At 61.2% G+C, this 19,997-nt stretch carries 20 protein-coding genes; 14 read left to right on the plus strand and 6 right to left on the minus strand.

Going from position 1 to position 19,997, the window contains the following annotated elements; all coding sequences use genetic code 11:
- Positions 1–13: 13 nt before the first annotated feature.
- The 4 genes from coaD to RF819_RS19395 all read right to left on the minus strand — a co-directional run bounded on the left by coaD (position 14) and on the right by RF819_RS19395 (position 4,101).
- Complete coding sequence (coaD, locus tag RF819_RS19380) at positions 14–511, minus strand: pantetheine-phosphate adenylyltransferase (protein ID WP_078366468.1); 498 nt, start codon at positions 509–511, stop codon at positions 14–16.
- A gap of 65 nt (positions 512–576) precedes the next feature.
- Positions 577–1,197 (minus strand): 16S rRNA (guanine(966)-N(2))-methyltransferase RsmD, encoded by a 621-nt coding sequence (gene rsmD / locus RF819_RS19385; protein WP_078366469.1) that lies wholly within the window; start codon positions 1,195–1,197, stop codon positions 577–579.
- Positions 1,198–1,263: 66 nt separating this feature from the next.
- Positions 1,264–2,619, minus strand: coding sequence for a M16 family metallopeptidase (locus tag RF819_RS19390; protein WP_078366470.1), 1,356 nt, complete (start codon positions 2,617–2,619; stop codon positions 1,264–1,266).
- 21 nt (positions 2,620–2,640) lie between these two features.
- On the minus strand, positions 2,641–4,101 hold the full coding sequence (locus RF819_RS19395; protein WP_078366471.1) for a M16 family metallopeptidase: 1,461 nt from the start codon (positions 4,099–4,101) through the stop codon (positions 2,641–2,643).
- Between the two features lie 29 nt (positions 4,102–4,130).
- Between RF819_RS19395 and ftsY the strand changes: the two genes are divergently transcribed.
- The 3 genes from ftsY to RF819_RS19410 all read left to right on the plus strand — a co-directional run bounded on the left by ftsY (position 4,131) and on the right by RF819_RS19410 (position 8,344).
- The gene (ftsY, locus tag RF819_RS19400; RefSeq protein WP_078366472.1) at positions 4,131–5,246 is read left to right on the plus strand and encodes a signal recognition particle-docking protein FtsY; all 1,116 of its coding nucleotides are present in this window, start codon (positions 4,131–4,133) and stop codon (positions 5,244–5,246) included.
- A gap of 121 nt (positions 5,247–5,367) precedes the next feature.
- Positions 5,368–7,101 carry a type IV-A pilus assembly ATPase PilB gene (pilB, locus tag RF819_RS19405; RefSeq protein ID WP_078366473.1) on the plus strand — a complete coding sequence of 578 codons (1,734 nt, stop codon included), beginning with the start codon at positions 5,368–5,370 and terminating at the stop codon, positions 7,099–7,101.
- A gap of 19 nt (positions 7,102–7,120) precedes the next feature.
- Complete coding sequence (locus RF819_RS19410) at positions 7,121–8,344, plus strand: type II secretion system F family protein (RefSeq protein ID WP_078366474.1); 1,224 nt, start codon at positions 7,121–7,123, stop codon at positions 8,342–8,344.
- Between the two features lie 35 nt (positions 8,345–8,379).
- Here the strand turns inward: RF819_RS19410 and RF819_RS19415 are convergent, their stop codons facing one another.
- On the minus strand, positions 8,380–9,348 hold the full coding sequence (locus RF819_RS19415; protein ID WP_078366475.1) for a LysR family transcriptional regulator: 969 nt from the start codon (positions 9,346–9,348) through the stop codon (positions 8,380–8,382).
- A 97-nt stretch (positions 9,349–9,445) separates the two neighbouring features.
- Between RF819_RS19415 and RF819_RS19420 the strand changes: the two genes are divergently transcribed.
- The 7 genes from RF819_RS19420 to RF819_RS19450 all read left to right on the plus strand — a co-directional run bounded on the left by RF819_RS19420 (position 9,446) and on the right by RF819_RS19450 (position 16,245).
- Positions 9,446–10,681 (plus strand): MFS transporter, encoded by a 1,236-nt coding sequence (locus RF819_RS19420; RefSeq protein WP_078367079.1) that lies wholly within the window; start codon positions 9,446–9,448, stop codon positions 10,679–10,681.
- A 79-nt stretch (positions 10,682–10,760) separates the two neighbouring features.
- A complete protein-coding gene (locus tag RF819_RS19425) occupies positions 10,761–12,314 on the plus strand; it encodes a DUF1800 domain-containing protein (protein WP_244899934.1) in 1,554 nt (517 codons plus the stop codon).
- 29 nt (positions 12,315–12,343) lie between these two features.
- A complete protein-coding gene (locus RF819_RS19430; RefSeq protein ID WP_078366477.1) occupies positions 12,344–13,528 on the plus strand; it encodes a DUF1501 domain-containing protein in 1,185 nt (394 codons plus the stop codon).
- Between the two features lie 254 nt (positions 13,529–13,782).
- A complete protein-coding gene (locus tag RF819_RS19435) occupies positions 13,783–14,640 on the plus strand; it encodes a prepilin peptidase (protein ID WP_200224244.1) in 858 nt (285 codons plus the stop codon).
- Between the two features lie 3 nt (positions 14,641–14,643).
- Positions 14,644–15,282 carry a dephospho-CoA kinase gene (coaE, locus tag RF819_RS19440; RefSeq protein WP_078366478.1) on the plus strand — a complete coding sequence of 213 codons (639 nt, stop codon included), beginning with the start codon at positions 14,644–14,646 and terminating at the stop codon, positions 15,280–15,282.
- Position 15,283: 1 nt separating this feature from the next.
- Positions 15,284–16,039, plus strand: a complete 756-nt coding sequence (zapD, locus tag RF819_RS19445) for a cell division protein ZapD (RefSeq protein ID WP_078366479.1) — start codon at positions 15,284–15,286, stop codon at positions 16,037–16,039.
- Positions 16,036–16,245: a DNA gyrase inhibitor YacG gene (locus RF819_RS19450; protein WP_078366480.1), complete on the plus strand. Its 210-nt coding sequence runs from the start codon at positions 16,036–16,038 to the stop codon at positions 16,243–16,245. The genes zapD and RF819_RS19450 overlap by 4 nt, the downstream gene beginning before the upstream one ends.
- A 104-nt stretch (positions 16,246–16,349) precedes the next feature.
- Here the strand turns inward: RF819_RS19450 and RF819_RS19455 are convergent, their stop codons facing one another.
- Positions 16,350–17,117: a sulfite exporter TauE/SafE family protein gene (locus RF819_RS19455; RefSeq protein ID WP_078366481.1), complete on the minus strand. Its 768-nt coding sequence runs from the start codon at positions 17,115–17,117 to the stop codon at positions 16,350–16,352.
- 17 nt (positions 17,118–17,134) lie between these two features.
- Here RF819_RS19455 and RF819_RS19460 point away from each other — a divergent pair, with 17 nt between their 5' ends.
- The 4 genes from RF819_RS19460 (at position 17,135) to RF819_RS19475 (ending at position 19,949) form a co-directional block, all read left to right on the plus strand.
- Entirely contained in the window at positions 17,135–17,773 is a 639-nt protein-coding gene (locus tag RF819_RS19460; RefSeq protein WP_078366482.1) for a trimeric intracellular cation channel family protein, read from the plus strand.
- Positions 17,774–17,806: 33 nt separating this feature from the next.
- Complete coding sequence (locus RF819_RS19465; RefSeq protein ID WP_078366483.1) at positions 17,807–18,241, plus strand: DUF1841 family protein; 435 nt, start codon at positions 17,807–17,809, stop codon at positions 18,239–18,241.
- A 45-nt stretch (positions 18,242–18,286) separates the two neighbouring features.
- Entirely contained in the window at positions 18,287–19,141 is an 855-nt protein-coding gene (locus RF819_RS19470) for an AAA family ATPase (protein ID WP_078366484.1), read from the plus strand.
- A gap of 211 nt (positions 19,142–19,352) precedes the next feature.
- Positions 19,353–19,949, plus strand: coding sequence for a GNAT family N-acetyltransferase (locus RF819_RS19475; RefSeq protein ID WP_078366485.1), 597 nt, complete (start codon positions 19,353–19,355; stop codon positions 19,947–19,949).
- Positions 19,950–19,997 lie beyond the last annotated feature (48 nt).

Below are 19,997 nucleotides of genomic sequence, written 5' to 3' on the forward strand. Positions count from 1 at the left end.
CCAGTTAAACAGGTCAGGCGGCAGACACACCGCGCACTTTGGCCAGCAGCCGCTGGTTGACACCCGGCGACACAAAAGCGTCCACCTCACCACTCAGGGTGGCGATCTCGCGCACCAGGGTGCTCGATATGAACTGGTATTTGTCGCTGGGTGCCAGAAAAATGGTCTCCACCTGGGGCATCAGGGTGCGGTTCATGCCCGCCAGCTGGAATTCGTAATCAAAGTCGGTCACCGCGCGCAGGCCACGCACCATCACCTTGGCGCCCCGGCTGATGACAAAGTCACGCAGCAGGCCGTGAAACTCCGCCACCTCAACACCCGGCACATCGGACAAGGCGGTGTGCGCCATCTCCAGCCGTTCCTGCACCGAAAACATGGCTTTTTTATGGTGCCCGGCCGCCACCGCGACGATCACCTGGTCAAACAGCTGGGAGGCACGCCGCACGATATCTTCATGCCCCAGGGTGATCGGGTCAAAGGTGCCGGGGTAAATCGCTATCAGGTGGGGCATGGTTCAGATTTTTTGCCAAGAGAAGAGGTCGATTATCGTGCCGCCCTGCCCCGGGCTGGCCGCCTTCAAAATGCAATCACCCCACTGCGACGCAGCAAATGGGCGTGCACCGCACCCGCTTTGAGATAACGGTAAACCTGCAGCCCAGACGTTTGCAGCTGTTCATCGGTCCAGCGTTTGGGCGCTTCCAGATAGACAAAACCGTTATCTGTCACGGCTTGGCCTGCGGCCAGCACCGCTGCCTCAAACACATCCGAGTCAAACGGCGGGTCCAGAAAAATGGCATCCAGGCTGTTGGGGCTGGCACGTTTGAGCGCAGACACACCGTCCGCACGTTCGATGTGCACCGTGTCGATCTTCAAATGGCTGGCCGTGCGTTTGAGCTGATCCACCAAGGCCGCGTCGTTTTCCACCAGCCGCACCTCTTTGGCACCACGCGAGACCGACTCGAAACCCAGCGCGCCAGTGCCGGCAAAAGCGTCCAGACAGCGCCAGCCGCTCAGATCCTGGCCGAGCCAGTTGAACAAGGTCTCGCGCACCCGGTCTGGCGTCGGACGCAGTCCAGGTTTATCAGCGACCGGCAGTTTGCTGCGTTTGAACAAGCCCCCAATGATGCGAACCTCATGGCTTTGGACGGCGCGGGGACGCACAGGTTTGCGGTAGGGAGCGGGTGGGTCTTTTTTCATGGATCAGGGTGGGGGGAATCAAAACAGTGCGGGCATGTTATCCGGTGTGGCCGGGCGTTTGACCTGTCAGCGGCCACCGAGTACCACGGTGACCATGCGATCGGGTTGCAGCTTGCGGGCAAACGCGGCCTGGATGTCGGCCACCGTCACTTTGTCGATTTGCCGCGTCCAGGTATCAAGGTAGTTCAAGGGCAAGTTGTTCCAGGCAATGTTGGCCACATTGCCCAGCAGTTTGCGGTTGCTGTCAATCAACAGCGCAAAACCACCCACCAGGTTGGCTTTCGCGGCCTGCAGTTCGGCCTGGGTCGGCCCCTGGCTGACAAAGTTGGACAGCACCTCGCGCACCACCTTGACCGCCTCATCCGCCTGGTCAGGCCGGGTTTGCAACCCAATGGTGAAGGCCCCGGCGTGTTGGCCCGGCGCAAAACCGCTGGACACGCTGTAGGTCAGGCCACGCTTTTCACGCACCTCATGGGTCAGGCGCGAGACAAAACCACCCCCACCGAGGATGTAGTTACCCACGGTGAGCGCAAAGTAGTCCGGGTCGTCACGTTTGAAACCGGGCTGGCCAATCAGCACATGCGCCTGGGCCGAGTCAAAGGCGATGCGCTGCTCGGAGGCGGCAGACAGCGGCAACACCTCGGGCACGGCGGGCAAAGGTGCACAACCCGCCTTCTCGTCCACCGGTAGCTTGCTGAGCAGCTGCTTCACCAAGCTGTCAGCCTGCACCTTGCTGACTGCGCCCACCACCGTGACCTTGGCGCGACACGGTGTGATGGCCTGGCGGTACAGCGCCTGCATGTCAGCCACCTCGATCTTGGCCAGGGTGGTTTCGGTCATCTCGTAACCGTAAGGGTGGCTGCCATAGACAGCCTGGGCAAAGGCACGTCCTGCCAGCGTGCCCGGGCGGGTGTTGGCCTCTTTGAGGGCCGATTGCAGGCTGCTGCGTTCACGTTGCCAGATGTCGACCGGGAACGCGGGCTGTGCCAGTTGCCGCGCAGCCAGTTGCACCGCCCGGCCCAACAGATCCGGGTAGGTCAGCGAGCGCAAGGCAAAGCTCATGCGGTCGTTGCCAGCGCCAGCCGAGAAACTCGCGCCGAGGTCGGCCCAGGCCTCACCCAGGGCGTTTTCATCCAGCGCGGGCTCGTCCGGGCCAGACCCAGCCAACACACCATGGCTAACCATGCTGGCGGCCACACTGGCCAGCCCCGCTTGGGTGGCCGGATCACGGCGCTCACCGGCGTCAAAGTCGATCTGCACATCCACCATCGGGATGGCCGGGCTTTGCACCAGGTAGACCTGGGCGCCGCTGGTTTGGGTCCAGTGTTCGATGGGAAGGGCTGCCCACGCGGAGTTTAGAAGAAATAGGCCTGTAGCCCCCGTCCATAAAGCGCAAGAAGCTATTTTTTTAAGAGTATTCATAAGGTGATCGTGCAAACTGTCTCAATGTCTGGCGCCAGTCGGCGGCGTGCGAGTTTTGCGGTTTTTGTCAGGCGGCTGGGGCAGCAGTTGCGCCACGGTGAGTTGGTCGTCACCAAAATAACGCGCCGCCACGGCCTTGACCTGCTCAGCGGTGACGGCACGCAGGCGCTGCACCAGCACCTCACCGGCGTCCACCGGCAGGCCTTGCGCCCACTGGCTGCCCAGTTCACGGGCCTGGTTGAACAAAGAGTCGAGTTTGTAGACCTCGCTGGCGACCCACTGGGTTTTGACCCGCGCCAGTTCGGCCTCGGTGACGCCCTCTGAAGCCACCCGCTGCACTTGCGCGCGTAGCGCCTGTTCCACCTGCTCGGAGGTTTTGCCTTGGGTGGGCACACCCATCAACACAAACAGCTGCGGCCCGCGACCCCACAGGCCGTTGTAAGCACCCACACTGTCGGCCACTTTGTCCGGCCCCTGGGTCAGGGCCCGCTCCAACCTGGCGCCCTGGTAACCATCGAGCACGGCGGCCAGCACGGTCAAGGCCAGGGCATCGTCCTGCGCCTGCACATCGGTAGACCATTGCAGGCTGGGCACTTTGAAGGCCAGCGTCACCTGGGCCTGCTCAGCCGGGGCCTTGAAGCTCAGGCGTTTGATGCCGCTTTGCACCGGCTCCAAGCGTGGTTTGCGCTCGGGCACCGCGCGGGTTGGCAAGCTGCCGTAGTACTTGTCGGCCAGCGCACGCACCTGCGCCACGTCCACATCACCGGCCACCACCACGGCGGCGTTGGCAGGCACATACCAGCGCTGGTAAAAAGCGCGAGCGTCAGCGGGGGTCAAGGCATCGAGATCACTCATCCAGCCCACAATCGGTCGACGGTACGAAGATGCTACAAATACAGTAGCATTGAGCGCTTCATTCATAAGGTCCAGAGGGTTATCTTCTGTGCGAAGGCGGCGTTCTTCCTTGACCACCTCAAGTTCTTTTTTGAAGGCCTCGTCCGACCACTGCATGTGGGCAAAACGGTCCGACTCCAACCGCATCACGTCTTCCAGGCGTTGTGACGGGATCATCTGGTAATAACCGGTGTAGTCACGGCTGGTGAAGGCGTTGTCGCGCCCACCCAATGCCGCGACCCGGCGTGAGAACTCCCCCTCGGGCACACTGGGTGTGCCTTTGAACATCATGTGCTCCAGCACATGGGCGACACCGGAGGTACCGTCCACCTCGTCCATCGAGCCCACACGTACCCACAACATGTGGACAGCGGTAGGTGCACGTCGGTCGGGTTTGACGATCAAGGTCAGACCGTTGGCCAGGGTGAACTGCCGGGCACGGCTGGCCTCGGCGGTGGCTGGTGGGGCGCTGGGTGGTGGAGCGACTTGCGCCAGAGCGGTGTGGCTGACAAGCGCTGCCATCGACAGGGGCACCAGGTAACGCGAGGCGACACAAAAAAGCGTAGCAAGAGAGGTTGGACGTTTCATAGAATGCTGTGATACCACGAAACCCCAAAATGTTCAGCTTCTTCAAAAAAAAGTCCGTAGCACCTCCCCCTGCATCACCCGCACCTGAGGCGGGTCTGCCAGCCGCCGCTGTGGCGGCCCCATCGGTGCAGACACCGGCATCCCCATCACCAGAGCCGCTGCCACCGGCATCTGCACCTGTCGTAGCGAGCGCCCCTGCCGAAACACCGGCGCGTACCTCCTGGCTGGCCAAACTCACGAATGGTCTGCGCAAAACCGGCGCCAGCATCACCACGGTGTTCACCGGCACCCGGATTGATGATGCACTCTACGAAGACCTGGAGTCAGCGCTGCTGATGGCCGACACCGGCGTCAAAGCCACTGAGCATCTGCTGGAAGACCTCAAGCGCCGGGTCAAGGACAGCAAAACCACCGACCCAGCAGCGGTCAAGGGGCTGCTGGTGCAGTCCCTCACCGACCTGCTGCTGCCGCTGCAAAAACCGCTGTTGATTGGCCAATTCAAACCCACGGTGATCATGGTGGCCGGTGTCAATGGCGCGGGCAAAACCACCTCGATTGGCAAACTCACCCGGCATCTGGCCAGCGACGGTGCCAGTGTGCTGCTGGCAGCGGCCGACACCTTTCGGGCGGCGGCACGCGAACAGCTGGGTGTCTGGGCTGACCGCAACACGGTCGACATCATCAGCCAGGACGGCGGTGACCCGGCGGCGGTGTCCTTTGACGCGGTCAGCGCCGGCAAGGCACGCGGGCGCGATGTGGTGCTGGTCGACACCGCTGGGCGCCTGCCGACCCAGCTGCACCTGATGGAAGAGTTGAAAAAGATCAAACGGGTGATCCAGAAGACCGGCCCGCTGGCGGATCAAGCGGGCGAGTCCGGTGCCAGCAGTATCCCGCCGCACGAGGTGCTGCTGGTCATTGACGGCAACACCGGCCAGAACGCACTCAACCAGGTCAAAGCCTTTGACGACACCCTGGGGCTGACCGGCCTGATCGTGACCAAGCTGGATGGCACGGCCAAGGGCGGCGTGCTGGCAGCGATTGCCCGCGAGCGGCCGATTCCGGTCTACTTCATCGGGGTCGGGGAAAAGCTTGAAGACCTGGAAACCTTCAACGCCCAGGAGTTTGCCCAGGCCTTGCTGTCCTAGGCACCCACACCGTGAACGATGCCGCTGACAGCCTCAATAAGTCGCATATTTGCCAACTCAGACACGACCAAGTCACCCTGAAAAGTTATAACCCGCCATCCAGGTAGTACATTCTCACCTTATGTCCATCACCGAACTTATGCCGCTCAGCATGCCCGCCAGCAACCTGCCTGGCCTGGGGCGCACGCTGGTGATGGCCGGCAAGCTCGATCAGAAATCTGCCGAAGACATTTTCCGCAAAGCCCTGGCCAAGCGTTCCAGCTTCATCGCCGAGATCACCGGCTCGGGCGCGGTGTCGGCCACAGACCTGGCGCACACCTTGTCACTGGCGTTTGCCGTGCCCATGATTGACCTGGACGCGGTCAACCCGCTGCTGCTGCCGCGTGGCCTGCTTGATAGCAAAATCTGCCAAGACTACCGTCTGGTGGTGCTCGGAAAACGGCAAAACCGCCTGATCGTCGCCACGGCCGACCCGTCTGACCAGCAGTCGGCCGAGAAGATCAAGTTCTCAACCCAGCTCAGTGTCGACTGGGTGGTGGCCGAGTACGACAAGCTGCTCAAACTGGTGTCCACCAACTCACTGTCGGCCACGGAGTCGATCGACAACATCATTGGTGACAACTTCGAGTTCGACGAGCTGATGTCCGAGCAGGTGAGCGACAGCGCGGCGGCGGCCTCCTCCGAGGTGGATGACGCACCGGTTGTCAAGTTTTTGCACAAGATGATGCTCGACGCGTTTTCCATGCGCGCCTCGGACTTGCACTTTGAGCCTTACGAGCACAACTACCGCGTGCGTTTTCGCATCGACGGTGAGTTGCGCGAAATTGCCTCACCACCGATTGCCATCAAAGAGAAACTGGCATCGCGCATCAAGGTGATCTCCAAGATGGACATCTCCGAGAAGCGGGTGCCGCAAGACGGCAAGATGAAGCTCAAGGTCGGGCCTGACCGCGTGATCGACTTCCGTATCAGCACCTTGCCCACCCTGTTTGGCGAGAAAATCGTGATCCGGATTCTTGACCCCAGCACCGCCAAGATGGGCATTGACGCGCTGGGTTACGAGCCAACAGAAAAAGAGCGGCTCATGCAGGCCATCGGTCGGCCCTACGGCATGATCCTGGCCACGGGCCCGACCGGCTCGGGCAAAACCGTGTCGCTGTACACCTGCCTGAACCTGCTCAACAAACCGGGCGTGAACATCGCCACGGTGGAAGACCCGTCCGAAATCAATCTGCCTGGCGTCAACCAGGTCAATGTCAATGAGAAAGCCGGGCTGACCTTTCCGGTGGCGCTCAAGTCCTTTCTGCGGCAAGACCCCGACATCATCATGGTGGGGGAAATCCGCGACTTGGAAACGGCTGACATTGCCATCAAGGCCGCACAGACAGGGCATTTGGTGCTATCAACTTTGCACACAAATGACGCCCCATCGACCCTCACGCGGATGCGCAACATGGGTGTGGCGCCGTTCAATATTGCGTCGAGTGTGTTGCTGATCACGGCACAACGTCTGGCTCGCCGTTTGTGCCCCAGCTGCAAAAAAGCGATAGAGATACCCGACAAAGCCCTGCTCGAAGCGGGTTTCCATCCCGAAGACCTCGATGGCAGCTGGAAACCCTACCACCCGGTGGGTTGCAGCGCCTGCAACAACGGTTACAAAGGCCGTATTGGCCTGTACCAAGTGATGCCCATCAGTGAAGAGATCCAGCGCATCATCCTGCGTGACGGCAGCACGCTGGACATCGCCGAGCAGGCCCGGCGTGAAGGTGTGAAAACCATGCGCGAGTCTGGCCTGCACAAAGTGAAGATGGGTCTGACTTCTCTTGAAGAAGTTTTGGCTGTTACCAACGAGTAAACCACCACAATCGGCGCACATGGCAACCGACAAAACGAAACCCAAAACAGTCAAGGAATTTGTCTTCGAGTGGGAAGGCAAGGACCGCAACGGCAAACAAGTGCGCGGAGAGACACGCGCCGCCGGTGAAAACCAGGTCACCGCCGCACTGCGCCGCCAGGGGGTGATGCCCACCAAGATCAAAAAGCGCCGAATGAGCGCTGGCAAACGCATCAAGCCCAAAGACATTGCCATCTTCACACGCCAACTCGCCACCATGATGAAAGCCGGTGTGCCGCTGCTGCAGGCGTTTGACATTGTGGGCCGGGGCAACCCCAACCCGAATGTGACACGCCTGCTCAATGACATCCGCAACGATGTGGAAACTGGCACCTCGCTGTCGGTCGCGTTTCGCAAGTACCCGCTGCACTTTGACGCGCTCTACTGCAATTTGGTCGAAGCGGGTGAAGCCGCCGGTATCCTGGACCAGCTGCTGGACCGCCTGGCGGTCTACATGGAAAAGACCGAGGCGATGAAGTCCAAGATCAAGTCCGCCTTGATGTACCCGATTGCGGTCTTGATCGTAGCCTTTGTGGTCACGGCAGTCATCATGATTTTTGTGGTGCCGTCGTTCAAGGAGGTGTTCACCAGTTTTGGTGCCGACCTGCCCGCACCCACGCTGGTGGTCATCGCCATGAGCGAGTTTTTTGTGGCCTACTGGTGGCTGATTTTTGGTGGCCTGTTTGGTGGTTTTTACTTTTTCATGCAGGCCTGGCGGCGCAATGTGAAGGTGCAGATCTTCATGGACCGGCTGATGCTCAAGCTGCCGATCTTTGGCGTGCTGGTGGAGAAGTCCAGCATTGCACGCTGGACGCGCACCCTCTCGACCATGTTCGCCGCTGGTGTGCCGCTGGTGGAGGCGCTGGACTCGGTGGGTGGCGCCGCCGGTAACTATGTGTTTGAGTCAGCCACCCTCAAGATCCAGCAGGAGGTGTCTACCGGTACCGCCCTGACGGCCGCCATGACCAATGCCAACCTGTTCCCGTCGATGGTGTTACAAATGTGTGCCATTGGTGAAGAATCAGGCTCGATTGACCACATGCTGGGCAAAGCCGCCGACTTTTACGAGTCCGAGGTGGACGACATGGTGGCCGGCATTTCCAGCCTGATGGAGCCCATCATCATCGTGGTCCTGGGCACCGTCATTGGCGGCATTGTGGTGGCGATGTACCTGCCTATCTTCAAGCTCGGTCAAGTGGTTTAAAGGCCTGTTGCCCGTCTGGCAGCGCCAATCTCCTGTCATGTGCCCACCACATCGGGCACAGCCGCTCGCATGATGTCCACAAAACAGCGCAGCCGCGCCGGATAAAAAGACGCGTAGGGGTAGACCAGGTACACCGGCAAGGGCGCCGCTTGCCATTGGGGCGCCAGATGAAGCAGCCGCCCGCTGGCCAAGTCATCGGCCAACACCCAGGCCGAACCAATCGCCACACCCAGACCTTGTAGTGCGGCACTGCGCAAGGCGTACAAACTGTCGGTGCTCATTCTGGGCGAAATCGTCAGGCGCTGGAGCTCGCCTGTTGCCCGATGCTGCAGCACAACCTCGTTCTGATAAAAAGTTCTGAGTGCAAGCCAGGGCAACGCGGCCAGATCACTGGCCTGTTCGGGCAAGGTCGCGCCCGTCAACACCGAAGGAGCTGCCACCACAATGCGCGGCACCTCGGCCAGCTTGATCGCCACCAAGGCCGGGTCACTGACCGCACCCACCTGAACCGCACAGTCCACGCCCCCGGCAATGAAGTCCTGCAACACACTGTCGTCGTGCAGCAACCATTCCACACGCATCTGGGGATAACGGCCCAGGTAGTCTGCCAGTGGTTGGATTAATCGATCTTGCCCAAAAGCATGCGGCACCACCACCCGCAACATACCTTGTGGCGCATCACCGGCACCACGCAAGTCCGACTCAAAGGCGGCCCAGCTCGCCAACAGATCCTTGGCGCGCTCGTAACAACGTTGTCCATCCTCGGTCAAGCGCATGGCATGGGTGGATCGCTGCAATAGACGCACACCCAGGGAACGCTCCAGGGTTTGCAAACGGCGGCTGACGGTGGGTTGTGTGGTGCGCAGTTGGGTCGCCGCCGCCGACAGGTTGCCAGCCTCGACGATCCGCACAAAGGTCTGCATCAGTTCAATGCGGTCACCTGCGCCAGACAACACAGCGGGGCTTGTGGCTACAGCAAGAGAGGGCGCAACAGGCTTGTTCATGCACACAATGTATAACAAATTTGCGGTACGTGGGGCTACCGCTGCACTGGCAACCCGAGAAGAATCGATCCCAACACCAACCATTCAGGATCACACCATGTCTTCTATCCAAAATATGCATGACAAAGGCGCCCCCACCACACCGATGGGTGACCCAGCCCCCGCCGCCCTGGTGCTGTTGCTGGCCAGTGGTGCCGGCTTGGCCGTGGCGTCGCTCTACTACAGCCAGCCCATGCTCGGCATCCTGGCAACCGACATGGGTGCCAGCACCGTGGATGTCGGCTTTGTACCGACGCTGACCCAACTCGGTTACGCCTTGGGCATCCTGCTGCTGGCGCCGCTGGGCGACCGCCATGACCGCCGCCAGATCATCCTTATCAAAGCCTTGCTGCTGGTGGCCGCCTTGCTGGCAGCGGCTTGGGCCCCCTCCTTTACCTGGCTGCTGGCCGCCAGCCTGGCCATTGGCCTGACAGCCACTTTGGCCCAGGACATCGTGCCAGCAGCGGCCACCCTGGCCCCGGCGGCACGGCGCGGCAAAGTGGTAGGCACCGTGATGACCGGGCTGTTGCTGGGCATTCTGCTGTCACGTGTTGTCAGTGGCTTTGTTGCGGAGCACTTTGGCTGGCGCAGCATGTTTGTTGCCGCCGCAACCGGCGTGGCGATCATTGGTATCGCGGTGTGGCGTGGCCTGCCCCGCTTTGCCCCTACCACCACGCTGCCGTACCGGGCTTTGCTGGGCTCACTGTGGGCGTTGCTGCAACGCCATGCCAGCCTGCGCCAGGCGGCCCTGGCTCAGGGGCTGTTGTCGGTGGGTTTCAGTGCCTTCTGGTCCACCCTGGCGGTGATGTTGCACGCCAAACCGTTTGAGATGGGCAGCGCCGTGGCTGGTGCCTTTGGTCTGGCAGGTGCGGTAGGTGCTTTGGCCGCACCCCTGGCTGGCCATTTGGCTGACCGACGTGGTCCGGAGCTGGTGACACGCCTGGGTGCAGGACTCACCACCCTCTCCTTTGCTGTGCTGTGTCTGAGCCCGTTTCTGTCCACCACGGGTCAACTGTGGTTGCTGGTGATCGGCACCGTCGGCTTTGACCTGGGTGTTCAAACCGCCCTGATTGCGCACCAGACCATCGTCTACAGCATCGACCCCGGGGCCCGCAGCCGACTCAACGCGGTGTTGTTTGTGGGCATGTTCATGGGCATGGCCCTTGGCGCGACTTTGGGCAGCGCCGTGCTGGCCCATGGGGGATGGCTGGCCGTCACCGCCATGGCCACCGCGTTTTCTCTGGCCGCCTGGGTGGTACGCTGCTGGCCAAGTGCGTCAAAACGCACAGCCTGAGGCACCAACTGCCAGCGGCTGGCGCGAAGACGGGGTGTTTGGTGATACAACACCCTACCCCTCTCCTTCAGGATCTGTGATGTTTGTTGAACACTGGCGGATGACCCATTTGCCCCTGCTGGGTGCAGCCACTCTGTCGCTGTTGCTGGCCAGTTGTGCGGCACCCCAGACCGGGCAAAACCAACAGTTCAGTGCTGCAGACACGGCTTACCAGCAGGTCAATCACCTGACCTGGGGCGCCAACACCAGCGCGGTGGAGCACTTCAGGCAACAGGGTGCTGAGCAGTATCTTCAGAACCAGTTGCACCCGGCCCGCTGTCCCTTGGCGCCGGAACTGCAGCAGCAAATTGACGGCATGCGCATCACTACCACACCGCTGCTCGAACTGGTCCAACAGATGGAGCAGCAACGCAAGGAAGCCGACGCGCTGGGCAATGACGAAGCCAAAAAGGCCGCCCAACAAGCCTACCAGCAGGAGCTCAACCGCCTGCGGCGCGAGTCGACCACGCGGCACATCCTGCGGGCTCTGTACTCACCGTGTCAGGTGCAGGAACAAATGACCTGGTTCTGGCTCAACCACTTCAGTGTGCACCAGGGCAAGGGCAACCTGCGTGCGATGCTGGGTGACTACGAGGAGAACGCCATTCGCCCCCATGCCCTGGGCAAGTTCCGGGAGCTTCTGGGCGCGGTGGCCACCCACCCGGCCATGCTGCGTTATCTGGACAACGAACAGAACGCCGCAGGAAAAATCAACGAGAACTTTGCACGTGAACTGATGGAGCTGCACACCCTGGGTGTGGATGGTGGTTACTCCCAGCACGATGTGCAGGAACTCGCCCGGGTGCTCACCGGCGCAGGCATCAATTCAAACGCCAGCAACTCGCTACAAAAGAAAGAGCTGCAAGCCCTTTATGTACGCCGGGGAGCGTTTGAATTTAGCCCAAACCGGCATGATTTTGGCAACAAGTCCCTGCTCGGCCAGCCGCTGCAAGGCAAGGGCCTGGCCGAGTTGAATGAAGCCTTGGACCGCCTGGCAGCCCACCCCGCCACGGCGCGCTTCATCAGCCACAAGCTGGCGGTGTACTGGCTGGCCGACGAACCTCCGGCGGCACTGGTCAAGCGCATGGCCGAGGCCTTTCAGAAGAGCCAAGGCGACATCGCAGCGACCCTGGCGGTGCTGCTGAACGCGCCGGAATTTGCACAGGCCAGTGGCCGCAAGTTCAAGGACCCGATGCGTTATGTGGTGTCTGCCGTGCGGCTGGCCTACGACCAGAAGCCCATCCTCAATACCGGCCCGATCCTGAACTGGCTCGAGCGCATGGGCGAGCCGCTCTACGGGCGGGTGACACCGGACGGTTACCCCTTGACCGCCAATGCCTGGGACAGCCCGGGCCAAATGAGCACCCGCTTTGAAATTGCCAAAGCCATTGGCTCCGGCAGTGCCGGCCTGTTCAAGAGCGATGGCCCTCAGCCCCAGGAACGTGCGGCCTTTCCGCAACTGGCCAATGCCTTGTATTTCCAGTCCATGGCGGCCACGCTGTCCCCAGCCACCCTGCGGGCGCTGGAGCAGGCAAGCTCTGCCCAGGAATGGAACACCTTCCTGCTGTCATCCCCCGAGATGATGGTCCGCTGAGCCACGGCCCCGACCCCTGAAAGACCACCATGCACCGTCGCCACTTCCTCAGCTCGGCCCTGGCCTGGCCCCTCGTGTCGGGACCCACCCGTTTGTATGCGGCAGCCAACAGCCCCGCACGTTTGCTCTTTGTTTTTTTGCGGGGGGCGTATGACGCGGCCAGCCTGCTGGTGCCGATCTCGAGCAACTTCTACTACGAGTCGCGACCCGACATCGCGCTGGCACGCCCCTCGGCCGACCTCGCATCCAGTCTGCCGATGACGACCGACTGGGGTTTGCACCCGGCTCTGCGCGACAGCCTCTACCCGCTGTACCAGCGCGGTGAGCTGGCCTTTGTGCCGTTTTTCGGCACCGACGACATCAGCCGCAGCCATTTTGAAACCCAGGAAAGCATCGAGCTGGGCCAGCCGCTGGTGGGCCACAAGGACTACAGCTCCGGCTTTTTGAACCGCCTCAGCACTGTGTTGACAGGCTCGGCACCGATGGCGTTCACCAACCAGCTGCCCAGCATCTTCAAAGGCCCGGCCCAGGTGCCCAACACCGCCCTGAGCACACTGGCCAAACCCGCCATCGATGTGCGCCAGAGCGACATCATTGCCAGCATGTACAGCGGCACCCGGCTGGCCTCGGTCGTGCAGGAAGGGTTTGTGATGCGCCAGGAGCTGATGCGGGAGCTGGCAACCGAGATGGATGCCGCCAGCCGCCAGTCGATCAGCGCCAAAGGCTTCGAGCTGGAGGCCCGGCGCATCGGCAAACTCATGAAAGACAGCTACCGGCTGGGTTTTGTGGACGTGGGGGGCTGGGACACCCATGTTGGCCAAGGTGGTGCCACCGGCTATCTGGCCAACCGTCTAAACGAGTTGGGCCAGGGCCTGGCGGCGCTGCCCCAGGAGCTGGGCCGTGCCTGGAAAGACACCGTGGTGGTGGTGGTGAGCGAGTTTGGCCGCACCCTGCGCCAAAACGGCAGCCGGGGCACCGACCACGGGCATGGCAGCGTGTTGTGGGTCATGGGTGGCAGCGTGCGTGGTGGCCGGGTGGTTGGGGAGCAGATCGCGGTAGAGCGGACCACGCTGTTCCAGGACCGTGATCTGCCGGTGCTCAATAACTACCGGGACACCCTAGGTGGCTTGTTCCAACGCCAGTTCGGTCTGAGCCAGACCCAGCTGGCCCAGGTGTTTCCGGGTGCCAGTGCGCGCGACCTGGGCTTGTTGTGAAGCAAAGGGCAGCACAGAAACCCCAACAAGTTGGCATTCACCCTGTATTTCAGCGCCTGCGGTTCACCCATGCCTGTCTTTTCCGAGGCGGCTGTGAGCGCAGTGGCTTGTCAGCATCGTAAGATCGCGGCCAACCATTTGCCGGGGACCGCTTGGCAAAATCTTTAGCGACAAGACAGACACATGTGGCGGGTTCAACAGCCGTCTTTTGATCAGAAACAACAGGGCTTTATGAATTTATCGGGTGTAACGCAATGATGGGCGATTTCCTCCATGTGTCTCAAGGACTGGACGCCAGCCTGATGGGTCTGCTGGGGCTGCTGCTGGGCAGTTTTCTCAATGTGGTGATCTACCGCCTGCCGGTAATGCTGGAAGCGCAATGGAAGGCCGAGTGTGCCGACCTGAGCGGCCAGGCACAACCCGCCACCGAGCCCTTCAACCTGATGTTGCCGCGCTCGCGCTGCCAGAAGTGCAGCCACACCTTGTCCTGGTTTGAGAACATCCCGGTGCTGAGTTACCTGGTGCTGCGGGGCAAGTGTCGGCATTGCGGCACCGCCATCAGTGTGCGTTACCCGCTGGTGGAGCTGGTGACCGGTGCGCTGTTTTTCTATTGTGCCTGGCGCTGGGGCCTGACCGCCACCGCACTGGCCTGGAGCGGCTTTGCGGCGGCCCTGGTCTGCCTGGGCATGATCGACTGGGACACCACCTTGCTGCCCGACAACATCACCCTGCCCCTGGTCTGGGCCGGGTTGATTGCCACCACGCTGAGCTGGACAGCCATCCCCCTGACCGAGTCGCTGTGGGGTGCGGTGGCGGGTTATTTGTCGTTGTGGCTGGTGTACCAGGCGTTTAAGCTGGCCACCGGCAAGGAAGGCATGGGTTTTGGCGACTTCAAGTTATTTGCCGCGCTGGGCGCCTGGTTTGGCTGGCAGGCGCTGATACCGATCATCCTGATGGCCTCGGTCATTGGCGCGGTCATTGGCATCCTCATGAAATTCACCAGCGGGCTGCGCGAGGGTGGTTACATCCCGTTTGGCCCGTTTCTGGCGGGCGCCGGTCTGACCGCTCTGGTGTTTGGCCCGCAGGCGATATTGAACGCGGTGGGTTTCTGACCCATGGCGCGTGTGGTCCGTTTGGGGCTCACCGGTGGCATTGGCAGCGGCAAAAGCACGGTGGCTGCTTGTCTGGCGGAGCTGGGCGCGGCGGTCATTGACGCAGATGCCATTGCCCGTTCGGTCACTGCGGCAGGCGGCCCTGCCATTGAGCCCCTACGTGCAACTTTTGGTAACAAGATGATCACGCCAGACGGCGCTTTGGACCGCCAACAAATGCGCAGCCTGGTTTTTGCCGATGCCAGCGCACGGCAGCGGCTGGAGGCCATTGTCCACCCGCTGGTGGGCCAGGAAACCCGGCGCCAGACCGAGACCGCCGTGGCGGCAGGTCACCGATGCCTGGTGTTTGATGTGCCGCTGCTGGTGGAGTCGCCCCACTGGCGCAGCCGGGTCGACCAGGTGCTGGTGGTGGACTGCAGCGAACCCACCCAGATCAGCCGTGTGGTAGCACGCAGCCAACTTGACCCGGAGGCAGTGCAAGCCATCATGCAAGCCCAGTCACCCCGGCTGCGGCGGCTGCAGGCGGCCGACGCGGTGATCTGGAATGACGGCATCAGCCTGACGGATTTGCGCACCCAAGTGGCGGCATTGGCGGCTACCTTCGGGCTATCATTGGCAAACACCACTGTAGGCCCCCATTAGCGTGATCCTTTACGAATACCCCCTGCACGAACGCATCCGCACCTATCTGCGGCTGGAACACCTCTTCTTGCGCCTGCAACAGCTGGTGACACGGGTGGACGCGCTGGACCACCACTTTGCGCTGGTCACCCTGTTCGAGATCATGGACGTGGCGGCCCGTGCCGACCTCAAGACCGATCTGCTCAAAGACCTGGACAAACAAAAACACCTGCTCGAGGCCTACCGCGGCAACCCGGCCATTGCCGAGTCAGTGCTGGACAAGGTCATCGCCGACATCGAGTTGTGTTACGCCGCACTGAACAACCAGCAAGGCAAGTCCGGCCAGCCCTTGACCGAAAACGACTGGCTGATGAGCATCCGCAGCCGCATCAGCATTCCCGGCGGCACCTGCGAGTTTGATCTGCCCTCGTACTACGCCTGGCAGCACAAGAGTGGCGCCATCCGCCAGGCCGACCTGCTGCAGTGGATTGGCACACTCACCGCTTTGTCCAACGCGGTGCAGCTGCTGCTCAAGCTGCTGCGCGACTCGGGTACCCCGCAAAAAGTCATGGCCAACGGTGGCCAGTTCCAGCAAAACCTGCCGCAGGGCCGCACCTTCCTGCTGCTGCGCTTGGCGCTGGATGCAACACAAGACCTGACGCCAGAGATCAGCGGCAACCGCCTGATGGTGTCGGTGCGGCTGATGCAGCTCGGTGACGACCAGCGCCCACACCTGGTCAACGAGGATGTGTCGTTTGAACTGGCGCTGTGTTCATGAGCGCCGCCAGCCCCCCCCCTGAGATCCCGGAAAAATGGGTCAGCTGCCCGCAGTGTGGCGGCCCCAGCCTGTATGCCGCCAGCAACCGCTTTCGACCGTTTTGCAGCGAGCGCTGCAAACAGATTGACCTGGGCGCCTGGGCCAGCGAGCAGTTTGCGGTGCCCACCCAGCCGGGTTCAGACGACTTGCTGGCCGAAGGCCACTAAGCGGTCTTATACAAGACATTGGCCTCTAGCCCTTATATATCAAGGGCTGATAGCTACTCTTTAAGCAGCATATCTGGCTGCAACAAAGCGACTTTCCCAACACCTCAAGCAAACGCATCCCAAAGAAGCTTGAGCCCGGTCAGCAGCATGCCTGCGTAGAGGCAGCCATAAAACAGCCGCTGGCTGATGCGCCGTGCCAGCCAGACACCCACCCAGACCCCAATCGGCGCAATCGGCAGCAGCACCAGCGAGGTCGCCATGTTGCGCCAGTCCAGCAGGCCCAGCCAGGCATACGGAATCCACTTGGACAGGTTGATCACAAAGAAGAAAAACGCCATCGTCGCGGTAAAACGCACGGGTGACAGGCGCATCGGGATCACATAAGCGTTGATCGGTGGTCCGCCCGCATGGGCGATGAAACTGGTGAACCCCGAGGCGGTCGTCAATATCGCACCCAGCCACTTGGGTGGCGGCGGGCTGTTGGGCTTGGGGGGAAACAACAGGCGTTGCGCCAGAAACAGCAGCGTGAAAGCACCCACCAAGCCGGCCACCACATGGGCGTTGAGCAACTTGAACAGCAAGGTGCCCACCACAATGCCGACCAGCCCCCAGGGCAGCAGAAAACGCAGCAGCTTCAGGTCAAAGTCTTTGCGAAAAGCCGCCATGCCCAAGATGTCCATCACCAGCAGCACCGGCATCAAAATGGCTGCTGCCTGCGGCACCGTGACTGCCAGTGCCATCATCGGCACCGCCAGCGAACCAAAACCGGCGCCAAAACCGCTTTTGCTCAGGCCCATCAGCAACACCGCCGGGACGGCCACCAGGTAGAAATAAGGATCAGTGATCAGGGGAAAAACATCTAACAAAGGCATAACGCGACAATTCAGGCATGCAACACATTCAACAATGGGGCGAAACACTCCGACTGCTGGTCGAACTGGCGGGAACCGCCGCGTTCGCATTGTCCGGGGTTTTGGAAGGCGCCCGCAAAAAACTCGACGCTGTAGGCATCTTTGTGGTCGGTTTTCTGGCCGCGTTTGGTGGCGGCACGCTGCGCGATCTGTTGCTCGACCAGCGCCCGTTTTTCTGGGTACGGCACGTCGAAATGTTGTGGGGGGTGATGCTGATCTGTTTGTTGTCTATGCTTTTTATGCGCAGCCAACACATTGAGGTCACCCAGAAAACCATCGCCATCCCCGATGCGCTGGGCCTGGGCCTGTTCGCCGCCACCGGTGTGGACCAGGCACTGGGGGCCAATATGCCCGCCCTGGTGGTGGTGCTGATGGGGGTGATCACCGGTGTGTTTGGCGGGGTGCTGCGCGATATCGTCTGTAACGAAATCCCGACCACCTTCCGCGACCACCAGCCCTATGCGGTGTGTGCTTTTGTCGGTGGCTGGGCCTACCTGGGCGTGTGGGAACTGGGCGCACCGGGCTGGCTGGCCTTGCTCACCTGCCTGCTGGTTACCGCTGGCCTGCGCGGCCTGTCCCTATGGCGCCAATGGCGCCTTCCGGTCTGGCTGGGTTGAGCTGGACGTCTTTTATATTTTTTCAAGCTGTTTATGTTTAATCCCTCGCAAGCCGATGTCCGCCATTTTTTTTGCTCTGTTTACGCCAAAGCCAAGGCAGGGCAAGCGATGGAAGCTATTGAGACCATAGCGTCGTTGTGGATCAACGAGCACCCCGAGTACCACGCCGAACTGGCCGACGAGGCCGCCGCATTGGCCAGCATGGCGGTGCCAGAGGACGGCAAAAGCAACCCGTTTTTGCACCTGTCCATGCACTTGTCAATCACCGAGCAGTGCAGCATCGACCAGCCACGTGGTATCCGCCAGGCGGTGGAGCTGTTGACGGCCCGGCTTGACTCCCTGCACGACGCCCACCACGAGGTGATGGAGTGCCTGGGCCAGATGTTATGGGAGAGCCAGCGCGCCGGTCGCCCGCCCGACGGCAATGCCTACATTGCCAATGTACAACGGCGCGCCACGCAAGACTAAAACCCGCGCTAAGCTTCAACACCTCTGTCCACAGACCACACCACCATGAAATTCCAAGGCACCCAAAACTACGTCGCCACGACTGACCTGATGCTGTCGGTGAATGCCGCCATCACCCTGCAGCGCCCGTTGCTGGTCAAGGGCGAACCCGGCACCGGCAAAACCATGCTGGCCGAGGAAGTGGCCAGCGCGCTGAACCTGCCATTGCTGCAATGGCACATCAAAAGCACCACCAAGGCGCAGCAGGGTCTGTACGAGTACGACGCGGTGAGCCGCCTGCGCGATAGCCAGCTCGCCGATGTGGAAGGCGGCGAACGCGTTAAAAACATCCACAACTACATCCTCAAAGGGGTGTTGTGGCAGGCCTTCACGGCGGACCAGCCAGTGGCCCTGCTGATTGATGAAATCGACAAGGCCGACATCGAGTTCCCGAACGATTTGTTACGCGAGATCGACCGCATGGAGTTCTACTGCTACGAGACACGTGAGCTGATCCGTGCCAAACACCGGCCGCTGGTGTTCATCACCTCCAACAACGAAAAGGAGTTGCCCGATGCGTTCCTGCGCCGTTGTTTCTTCCACTACATCAAGTTCCCCGATGCGGCCACGATGCAACAGATTGTGGATGTGCACTTTCCGGGCCTCAAGGCCGAGTTGTTGCAGGCGGCGATGAAAACCTTTTTTGACATCCGCAACCTGCCCGGCTTGAAGAAAAAGCCGTCCACCAGCGAACTGCTGGACTGGCTCAAATTGTTGATGGCGCAGGATATTCCCGCGTCTGTGCTGCACACCGAGGGCGACAAGGTCGCGGTGCCGCCGTTGGTGGGGGCGCTGCTGAAAAATGAGCAGGACGTGACGTTGTTTGAGAAGCTGGTGTTTATGCAGCAGCGCAACCGGTGAGGTGATTTGAAACATGCCGGTGTTGACGAAGAGTCAGGTTTGACATCCTGGACTCAGGCATGAGAGGTTTTCGCTACGCGAGAGCCAGTGGGGGCATCCCCCTCATACTGGGGTACCAGAAATCGGGGGCCACCCCCACTGACTCCCGCGCGGAGATTCTGGTCAGGCGGACTTTGTTTTTGTGACTACCTGTTTTATTTGGAGTGGTTGAATGTCTTTTGTTGAACCCGTTTCCCTGAGCGCCCGTGGCATCACCCTGCTGCCCCTGAGTCTGGACCACGAAAATGGCGTGCGTGCCGCCGCTGCCGATGGTGAACTCTGGAACATCCGCGTCACCTCGGTGCCCGAACCCGAGCACACCCGCAAATACATCGAAGACGCTTTGGCCATGCGTGAAGCGGGCAACCGCTTTGCGTTTGTCGTGACTGAAACTGCAACGGGTAAGGTGCTGGGCAGCAGCAGCTACCACGACATCCTGCCCGCCGTGAAACGCGTGGAGATTGGCTACACCTGGTACGCCAAAAGTGTGCAGCGCACCCACGTCAACACCACCGCCAAGCTGCTGTTGCTGACCCATGCGTTTGAGGTGCTCGGCTGCCATGTGGTGGGCTGGCGCACAGACAATTTCAACTTTGCCAGTCAAGCTGCCATTGAGCGCCTGGGCGCCAAAAAAGACGGCGTGATCCGTGGCCACGCCCTGCGCCGCGATGGCAGCATCCGCGACACCGTGATGTACAGCCTGCGCAGCGGGGAATGGCCCGAGGTCAAAGCGCAGTTGCTGTATTCGCTGGACAAACCGCGCGCCTGATCTGGACACGGCAACTCAGCGTATATACACTCACAATATACACAAGGA

Origin of the sequence: Rhodoferax fermentans, assembly GCF_002017865.1 — a bacterium.
Taxonomy (GTDB): domain Bacteria; phylum Pseudomonadota; class Gammaproteobacteria; order Burkholderiales; family Burkholderiaceae_C; genus Rhodoferax; species Rhodoferax fermentans.

Coding starts and splice junctions, on each gene's coding strand:
- RF819_RS19435 (WP_200224244.1), top strand. CDS start 13,783: ATGATGGGCGATTTCCTCCATGTGTCTCAAGGACTGGACGCCAGCCTG.
- RF819_RS19455 (WP_078366481.1), bottom strand. CDS start 17,117: ATGCCTTTGTTAGATGTTTTTCCCCTGATCACTGATCCTTATTTCTAC.
- RF819_RS19460 (WP_078366482.1), top strand. CDS start 17,135: ATGCAACACATTCAACAATGGGGCGAAACACTCCGACTGCTGGTCGAA.
- RF819_RS19475 (WP_078366485.1), top strand. CDS start 19,353: ATGTCTTTTGTTGAACCCGTTTCCCTGAGCGCCCGTGGCATCACCCTG.
- pilB (WP_078366473.1), top strand. CDS start 5,368: ATGTCCATCACCGAACTTATGCCGCTCAGCATGCCCGCCAGCAACCTG.
- RF819_RS19425 (WP_244899934.1), top strand. CDS start 10,761: ATGTTTGTTGAACACTGGCGGATGACCCATTTGCCCCTGCTGGGTGCA.
- RF819_RS19395 (WP_078366471.1), bottom strand. CDS start 4,101: ATGAAACGTCCAACCTCTCTTGCTACGCTTTTTTGTGTCGCCTCGCGT.
- RF819_RS19430 (WP_078366477.1), top strand. CDS start 12,344: ATGCACCGTCGCCACTTCCTCAGCTCGGCCCTGGCCTGGCCCCTCGTG.
- coaE (WP_078366478.1), top strand. CDS start 14,644: ATGGCGCGTGTGGTCCGTTTGGGGCTCACCGGTGGCATTGGCAGCGGC.
- RF819_RS19410 (WP_078366474.1), top strand. CDS start 7,121: ATGGCAACCGACAAAACGAAACCCAAAACAGTCAAGGAATTTGTCTTC.
- RF819_RS19470 (WP_078366484.1), top strand. CDS start 18,287: ATGAAATTCCAAGGCACCCAAAACTACGTCGCCACGACTGACCTGATG.
- RF819_RS19465 (WP_078366483.1), top strand. CDS start 17,807: ATGTTTAATCCCTCGCAAGCCGATGTCCGCCATTTTTTTTGCTCTGTT.
- RF819_RS19415 (WP_078366475.1), bottom strand. CDS start 9,348: ATGAACAAGCCTGTTGCGCCCTCTCTTGCTGTAGCCACAAGCCCCGCT.
- ftsY (WP_078366472.1), top strand. CDS start 4,131: ATGTTCAGCTTCTTCAAAAAAAAGTCCGTAGCACCTCCCCCTGCATCA.
- coaD (WP_078366468.1), bottom strand. CDS start 511: ATGCCCCACCTGATAGCGATTTACCCCGGCACCTTTGACCCGATCACC.
- RF819_RS19450 (WP_078366480.1), top strand. CDS start 16,036: ATGAGCGCCGCCAGCCCCCCCCCTGAGATCCCGGAAAAATGGGTCAGC.
- RF819_RS19390 (WP_078366470.1), bottom strand. CDS start 2,619: ATGAATACTCTTAAAAAAATAGCTTCTTGCGCTTTATGGACGGGGGCT.
- rsmD (WP_078366469.1), bottom strand. CDS start 1,197: ATGAAAAAAGACCCACCCGCTCCCTACCGCAAACCTGTGCGTCCCCGC.
- RF819_RS19420 (WP_078367079.1), top strand. CDS start 9,446: ATGTCTTCTATCCAAAATATGCATGACAAAGGCGCCCCCACCACACCG.